Source organism: Nitrososphaera sp., assembly GCF_050748925.1.
Lineage (GTDB): Archaea > Thermoproteota > Nitrososphaeria > Nitrososphaerales > Nitrososphaeraceae > Nitrososphaera.
Window position 1 is genome coordinate 1 of record NZ_JBOGQF010000096.1, and the last position, 7,057, is coordinate 7,057.

The 7,057-nt window shown below is 57.4% G+C and carries 10 protein-coding genes; 4 read left to right on the forward strand and 6 right to left on the reverse strand.

Annotation, left to right across the window (positions count from 1 at the left end):
- On the reverse strand, positions 1-765 hold a 765-nt coding region (locus tag ACREAY_RS08520), incomplete at its 3' end, for a hypothetical protein (RefSeq protein ID WP_431755345.1).
- Between the two features lie 405 nt (positions 766-1,170).
- A complete protein-coding gene (locus ACREAY_RS08525; RefSeq protein ID WP_431755346.1) occupies positions 1,171-1,974 on the reverse strand; it encodes an SAM-dependent methyltransferase in 804 nt (267 codons plus the stop codon).
- A 77-nt stretch (positions 1,975-2,051) separates the two neighbouring features.
- On the opposite strand from ACREAY_RS08525, the gene ACREAY_RS08530 reads away from it, so the two are divergent.
- The 3 genes from ACREAY_RS08530 to ACREAY_RS08540 are packed head-to-tail and all read left to right on the forward strand — an operon-like array spanning position 2,052 to position 3,952.
- Positions 2,052-2,369 carry a hypothetical protein gene (locus ACREAY_RS08530; protein ID WP_431755347.1) on the forward strand — a complete coding sequence of 106 codons (318 nt, stop codon included), beginning with the start codon at positions 2,052-2,054 and terminating at the stop codon, positions 2,367-2,369.
- Between the two features lie 32 nt (positions 2,370-2,401).
- Positions 2,402-2,710, forward strand: coding sequence for an MTH1187 family thiamine-binding protein (locus ACREAY_RS08535; protein WP_431755348.1), 309 nt, complete (start codon positions 2,402-2,404; stop codon positions 2,708-2,710).
- A gap of 12 nt (positions 2,711-2,722) precedes the next feature.
- Positions 2,723-3,952, forward strand: coding sequence for a cation:proton antiporter (locus ACREAY_RS08540; protein WP_431755349.1), 1,230 nt, complete (start codon positions 2,723-2,725; stop codon positions 3,950-3,952).
- Here ACREAY_RS08540 and ACREAY_RS08545 read toward each other — a convergent pair.
- A complete protein-coding gene (locus ACREAY_RS08545) occupies positions 3,949-4,257 on the reverse strand; it encodes a Rieske (2Fe-2S) protein (RefSeq protein ID WP_431755350.1) in 309 nt (102 codons plus the stop codon). The genes ACREAY_RS08540 and ACREAY_RS08545 overlap by 4 nt on opposite strands.
- Before the next feature lie 21 nt (positions 4,258-4,278).
- Positions 4,279-4,401, reverse strand: a complete 123-nt coding sequence (locus tag ACREAY_RS08550) for a hypothetical protein (RefSeq protein WP_431755351.1) — start codon at positions 4,399-4,401, stop codon at positions 4,279-4,281.
- Positions 4,402-4,454: 53 nt separating this feature from the next.
- Here ACREAY_RS08550 and ACREAY_RS08555 point away from each other — a divergent pair, with 53 nt between their 5' ends.
- Entirely contained in the window at positions 4,455-5,102 is a 648-nt protein-coding gene (locus ACREAY_RS08555) for a DedA family protein (protein WP_431755352.1), read from the forward strand.
- Here ACREAY_RS08555 and argF read toward each other — a convergent pair.
- Together argF and ACREAY_RS08565 are read right to left on the reverse strand one after the other, a co-directional pair.
- Positions 5,099-6,052, reverse strand: coding sequence for an ornithine carbamoyltransferase (argF, locus tag ACREAY_RS08560; protein WP_431755353.1), 954 nt, complete (start codon positions 6,050-6,052; stop codon positions 5,099-5,101). The two genes, ACREAY_RS08555 and argF, sit on opposite strands and share 4 nt — an antisense overlap.
- Positions 6,024-7,057, reverse strand: a 1,034-nt coding sequence (locus ACREAY_RS08565) for a signal recognition particle-docking protein FtsY (RefSeq protein ID WP_431755354.1), incomplete at its 5' end; no start/stop codon positions are given. The genes argF and ACREAY_RS08565, both read right to left, overlap by 29 nt.

Genomic DNA, 7,057 nt, shown 5'->3' on the forward strand with positions numbered 1-7,057 from the left:
GAATGTCTGCTCTGACCTTGTGCTCGTGTTCCTGTCAAGGTCGTTTATCCGGAGCGGGAGCCCGGTTGCATAGGTAGTGGCATTGACTGTCTGGAACGTACCCCTGATTGTTTGCACTGTGTACGAGCCTGTTGATGTGCCCTGCACTGTAGTTGCAAAGCTAAAGCCGGGTGCGCTTGAAGCTGGCGTGATTGGGCTTGAAGCGATTGCCTGGCTGAATGCCTTGTAGTCGTTGCCGGTCAGCGACCTCGCAACAGAATCAACGCCTATGTTCAATCCGCCTGCTGTTATCGTTGCAAGCTCGAATGTGGCAGTATTAGGGCCGGTCTCTGTGAATGTTACTGCTCCTGCGGGAGAGTCGCCGCCCGCTGCTAGCATCAGGTTGCCAGCATCCGTGATCGATTCGGACCTTGTCGGGTCAAGGTTAGAGTCCTGGTCCTTTAGCTGTGCAATTGTAGTTGAACCCGGGCCGTATCCTGTCCTGTCAAGCGTCAATGTTGAAGAGCTGTCGTCCCATGTGATGCTTTTGGTAAGGCCGTTTGCTGCAATCTGTACCGAGCCGCCCTCTACTATGCTGGCTGGTGCAACTGCAAGCTGCGAAACAGTGCCATAGCCTCCAACGGGTGCACCGGTGCCAATCAGCAACTTGGTGTTAGTTGCAGAGAATGGCGTTATCGGTGCAGCTGGCTGCTCGAGTGTTGTCACATCAGGGTCTACCTTGATGTATAGCAGGAACAGGCCGCTGGTCGTGCCAGTCTCGGTCACCTGGTACGTCTGCGCTGCGCTAAATGCAGTGACCGTTACGGGAAGCGTACCCTGGGATGTATCCGACGCGTGCGAAGGTACGCTGATCAGCACTTCGAGAAATGCTGGACCAACGAACCTCGCGCCATTCGGGTCTGCGCTAGTGGTTATTGTAGTGCCTGTCTGTGCGAAGGCACTTGGGGCCAGCGGCAAAACGGCAATCACGCCCATCAAAAGCAGGGCGGCTGTCGCTATGGAGCCTCTGACCTTTTACTGAGGCTATTTTCATTCATGACTTGGATCGCGTGGAATGGGGATGTTATAAAAGATTTATCAACATTATCATAATAGAGACTGACTCTTGTTATAGAGACATGTTCTCATTATAGAGAACGAGAATCACCACAGGTTCTACGTGATCTAGGGTCAGCAGTTCATGCCGGCGGGCGGGACCATGCTCTCGTCCTTGGGCGCGCGGGTGAACATGTCAGACAGGTCCAGGCCGAAAAACTCGCGCAGTATGCCAAGGTAGGTCTGCACAGGCGGCGGCACCCCGTCCTCGCACGAGATTCCCATATTCCACGCGTTTATCCATATCACCATGCTCTGCAGCATGTTTACAAACCGCCTGTATTCGCCGGGCACCACTTCAAGCGCGTCGATGTACCTTTCGGCCAGCAGCCATGACGCGGTAAAGTCGATGCACTCTGTGCCGTAGACGGCCTTTATCTGCTGCCTGACGGACCTTGCGCGCTTGAAGGGCTTTTTGCATACAAAGAATGGGAACTCGACCTTGTCAGGCATCATCATGCCGGGCGGAGACCAGACTGTGACCACGCGGGCGCCGTCCTTTAGCGTCCTCAGCTTTTTTACCATCGCGTCGACGGTCGCCGGGTCTGAAAACCAGAACATGACTACCGTCGCAGGAGAGATGTCGGCCTTTAGCATGTCGCCCTGCTCAATCGCGGCGCTCTTTATTCCGGCCACTTTTTTCCTCGCCTTTGCCGCAAGCTTTTCGTCCAGCTCTATGCCGACTGCCTTTTTCACGCCAAACTCTTTGGCCGCAATCTTTACGGCGTTGCCCTGCCTGCAGCCAAGGTGGTAGAAAACGTCGCCCTTGCGCAGGCCTGCAAGCTTGAACATCTTTTTCACGACGCCGTCTGCCAGCTCCACCTCCCTGCCCTTGACGACGTTTTCAGGGAGAGTCGACAGGAACTCGTCGATGTTCAATCATGGTCAGGATTGCCGTCGGATAATAAAAAGCCACGGAAAAACTGTTATTATAGATCCACAAACCATGTATCGACATGGCCCAGCTCTTTGGCGTCTTTGCAAAGCACAGCCCGGAGTCCTGCCCCCTCAACAATGCAACCAACAAGGAGGTATTTTCAAAGCTTGACAAAAGGATGGAGCAGGCCATGGAGAAGAACGGCGTCAAAAAGATCGTGGGGTTCTTCTTTTCAGTCCTGGAGCACGAGTGGACGATTATAGTCGAGGCCGAAAACGCGCACGGCATAGAGAACCTCTGCATAGAATCAGGCATCTCTGCCTTTAACACCGTAAAGATAGTTCCGTTGACAGATTTTAAAGTGGCCTTTGACAAGATCAGGGGCTCGCAGCACTAAGCTTTTCTACGGGGTTGCAGGAATAACAGCACATGGCCGTCCACGCAGAGATAAGCATCATCCCAATTTCAGCCGGGTCCAGCATGAGCAAAGAGGTGGCGGCAGCTTTTAAAGCCATCAGCAGGACGGAAGGGGTAAAGGCGACGCTGACGGCGCTTGGCACGCAGCTGGAAGGACGCGACCTTGACGCGGTTCTTGCGGCAGTCAGGGCGGCGCACGACGCAGCCAGGTCCGCGGGCGCGGCAAGGATAATCTCGACAGTCAGGATAGACGAGCGGCTCGACAAGGACCAGACGCTTGAGGACAAGGTCAGGTCAGTCGAAAAGGAGCTCAAGAGCTAAGGACAGTCAGGCATGGCCGTCGAGTCTGCGTTCCTGCATGTCATCATATCCCTGGGCATCCTGCTCTTTGCGGCCAAGATAATGGCCGAGGTGTTCCATAAGGTCAGGCTGCCGGCGGTGCTCGGCGAGCTTGTAGCCGGCATCATAGTGGGGCCGTTTGCCATCGGCGGCCTGCCAATCTTTAACGGCGAACCGCTGGTAGTCCTTGACGAGACAGTCCGGCACATTGGCGAGATCTCGGCAATAGTCATCCTGTTCATTGCGGGCATGCACATAACGCCAAGGGAATTTTTGAAAGGCGGCGCCGCGTCGTTCACTGTCGGGTCGCTTGGCGTCGTCATCCCGTTCTTTGTGGGCTATTATGTCTTTGTCGCCTACGGAATTGAAGCTTTGCAGGCGACGCTCATTGCGACCGCGCTCACGGCCACGAGCATCGCCATCACAATCCAGGTGATGACGGAGCTTGGCAGGATGCACACAAAAGAGGCCCGCCTGATACTCGGGGCGGCTATAATTGACGACATACTGGCGATAGCTGCGCTGTCGGTTGTTACGACGATGGTGCAGACGGGCAACACGAGCCTCGAGGTGACCGAGATCGTGTTCCTTATAGCAAAGATCCTTGGGATATTTGCCGCCCTCCTGATAGGGGCGGCACTGCTCGTCCCGCGCCTATTGCACGTCGAGAGGCTAAAGTCCAAGGGAGCCGTCGAAGGCCTCGCCACGGCGTCGTGTTTTGCGGCGGCCGGCATAGCCGCATTCGTTGGCCTGTCGCCCATCGTGGGCGCGTTTGCAGTCGGCATGGCAGTCGCAAGCACCCGCGTCATCAAGAAGATAGAAGACTATGTAGGCAAGCTCGAGATCATTTTCGCGCCGCTTTTCTTTGCCATCATCGGCGCGCAGGTGGACCTGCGGGGCATCAACCTCGAGGTCATTGTACTGGCAGGGATAATAATAGCCGTGGCGGTAGTCACAAAGCTGGTCGGGACCGGCCTGCCGGCCATGCTGTTCTTGAAGAACAGGAACAGGTCGGCCAAGGTGGGCATAGGCATGATCTCGAGGGGAGAGGTGGGCCTCATCGTGGCCGGAGTCGGCGTGTCGTCAGGCGCGCTTTCCTCCAACATCTATACCGCAGTGATAATGATGGTAGCCGCTACCACCATAATAACGCCCATCTGGCTCAAGCTCGCCTACAGAAAAGAACCGCCGGAGCAGGCGCCGGCGACCGCCCAGAAACACTAGACTTCGACGTACACGGTGCCGTCTTCTACCGTCACCCTGTATGAGCCTACCGGCTTTAGCTTTTGCGGAAACCACGACATTTCGCCGGTCGTGACGTCCCATTTTGAGCCGTGCCAGGGGCACGTCAGCTCTTTGCCGTCAAGCGACCCTTCGTGGAGCTCTGCGCCCGCGTGGGTGCAGATGTTGCCCATCGCATAGTACGCGCCGCCGACGTTTGCGACCAGGACCTCCTTGCCGCCTGCAGTTATGTGAGTCATCTTGCCCTCTCCAATGTCTGATGCCTTGCCGACCATGACTTTAGCCATGCAAGAACTGTCAGGGTTGCGCTATTTGTAACTTACCGGGAACACCATCGCGCCCTGCAGGTACTGGATTGACTGGTCGCAGACCTTTCTTGCGACCGGATGCCGCATGTCATTTGCCCACACCGATATCAAGTAAAAGAACACTTGATGGAGAGGGCCTCCCAATGTAGATATACCATCCTAGGTGTCAGGGTAGCGTGTGGCCGGTTATCACACTTGCAACCGGTGGGCTGCTGGGCGAGATCATCGACGGCCTGACTTCCCTCATTGCACAATATGGATATCCAGCCGTGTTCCTGGCGGCATTCATTGAGACGATATTTCCGCCCATCCCAAGCGAGTTCGTCTTCCCCCTGGTAGGCTTTACGGCATACAGCAAAGGCCTTGGGCTCTACAACGCGATAGGCATGGCGGCCGTGGGCGCGCTGGGCGCAACTGCCGGCGCCGTTCTAATATATTTTCTGGCGCGCAGGGTCGGCAGGGCCGTGATACTGCGCTACGGCAGGCGCGTCAGGGTCGGCGAGGGCGAGCTGCAAAAGGCAGAGGCGTGGTTCGCAAGATACGGGCCTGCAGCGGTCTTTACCGGCAGGATGGTCCCCGGCGTCAGGGAGATAATATCGATACCGGCCGGCATCAGCGGCATGAACCTGCCAAAGTTCCTGGCCTTTACGTACGCCGGCTCGCTTGCATGGTCTGTCGCGCTGACGCTCGTCGGGTTCTACCTTGGAGAGGCGTGGGGCCGCGTGGCAGAGCAGCTGTCGTCTGCGTTTACAGTAATTGGCGCAATAGTGGTCGCAGCGATTATCGCCGGCGCGGCCGTGTGGTATGTAAGGCGCAGGCGCTAGGCCTTTTTCATCAGCATGCAGAGCACGGCCTTTTGCGCGTGCAGCCTGTTTTCGGCTTCCTGCCACACTACCGACTGCGGGCCGTCGATGACTTCTGCCGTCACCTCCTGGCCGCGCTTGGCCGGCAGGCAGTGCATGAATATCGCGTCTTTTTTGGCCAGCCTCATCACGCCGGCGTTGACCTGGTACCGGGGCATGAATATGGCCTCCCTCGTGGCCTGCTCACCCTCCTTGCCTATAGAGATGAACGTGTCAGTCGCGATGACGTCGGCGCCCTTGGCCGCCACGGCAGGGTCGCTGGTAACTGCAATGTCGGCGCCAGTCTTTTTGCCCTCGCTCTTTGCGGCCATGACCACGTCTTCAAGCGGCTCATAGCCGGCAGGGCACGCAGCCGTCATGCTGATGCCCGTCTTGGCCGCGCCCAATAACAGATCGTTGCAGACGTTGTCGCCGTCACCAAGCCACGCCATCTTTAATCCGGCAAGCTTTTTCTTGCGCTCTTTTATCGTGAGCAGGTCTGCAAGGATCTGGCAGGGGTGGTAGGCGTCAGAGAGGCCGTTGATGACCGGCACTGACGCATGGGTTGCAAGTTTCTGGACATCTGCATGGTCGTAGACGCGGGCCATGATGCAGTCGAGGTACCCAGACAAAGTCTTTGCCGTGTCTTCGATCGTCTCGCCCCGCGCAATCTGGATGTCGCTTGCGCTGAGGTACACGGCGTCGCCGCCGAGCTGGTACATGCCCACTTCGAAACTAACGCGCGTGCGCGTCGACGGCTTTTGGAATATCATGCCAAGCGTCTTGCCGCGCAACAGAGGGCGCGCTCTGCCGCTCTTTTGCTCCTGCTTTAGCTTTGACGCAAGTTTCAGGATTGCATCGATGTCGCGCCCGCTCAGCTCGTGCATGCTGAGCAGATCGCGCTTACTTGAGGAGGTCTTCGATGTCTTCATCTGTAAGATATACAACCTCGTCTTTCTTGCTGTCCTTATCTTCTTTGCGGTTCTTCTTCTCCTCCTTCTCCTTGCGCTTTCGCTCCTCTTCTTCGCGCTTGCGCCTGTCCTCGTCTTCCTTTTTGCGCTTTTCCTCGCCCTTGCCTTCTTTGCGCTCGTCCGGGCTGTCGCCTTTTTTGCGGCCAAAGAACCCAAAGCGGCCCTTCTTTTCCTCCTTTGGTTCTTCCATGACCTCTGGCTGCCCAGGCGGCGACGGAGGCTTGGGCGCCTGCACCGGCTTTGGCGGCTCCGGCTCCAGGTCTTCCTTTGGCATTGCCGGCGCAGGCTCTATTGCTTTGGTCTGGAAAAGAGGCGAGGCGACAGGGGTTGCAGCCGCGGCCGGCGCGGGCCTTTCCGCCGGCTTTTCCTCAGCCACAGGCTCGGGGGCCGGAGGAAGCGGCGCGGACATCAGGTCCTGCACGCTGGCTGTCGCGCTGCCAAAGAGCGACTGGATAAACTTGTCAGGGTCAAACGGTATCATGTCGTCATAGCCCTGCCCCACGCCGACGTACGTGACTGGCCGGGCAGTGATGTGAGCTATGGAAATCGCTGCGCCGCCCTTGGCGTCCGAGTCTATCTTTGTCAATATCGCGCCGTCAAAGTTTGCATACTGGAAAAACTCGCGGGCCTGGTTTATCGTGTCGTTGCCTGCAAGCGAGTCGCCGACGAATATCTTGGCGTCCGGCTTTACCACTCTCACTATCTTGGTCATCTCGTCCATCAGGTTCTTTGAAGTCTGCATCCTGCCGGCCGTGTCGATGAGCACGGCGTCGACATAGTGCTTGCGCGCATAGTCGACCGCGTCGCGGCCGACGGCAGACGGGTCTGCCCCGTAGCGCTGCGCTATCACCTTTAGCGACAGCCGCTCGGCGTGCTGCGTCAGCTGCTCGATGGCGCCTGCCCTGTGCGTGTCGCCTGCCGCCACCACCAGCGATATCCCATTATTACGCAGCAGGTTCCCCATCT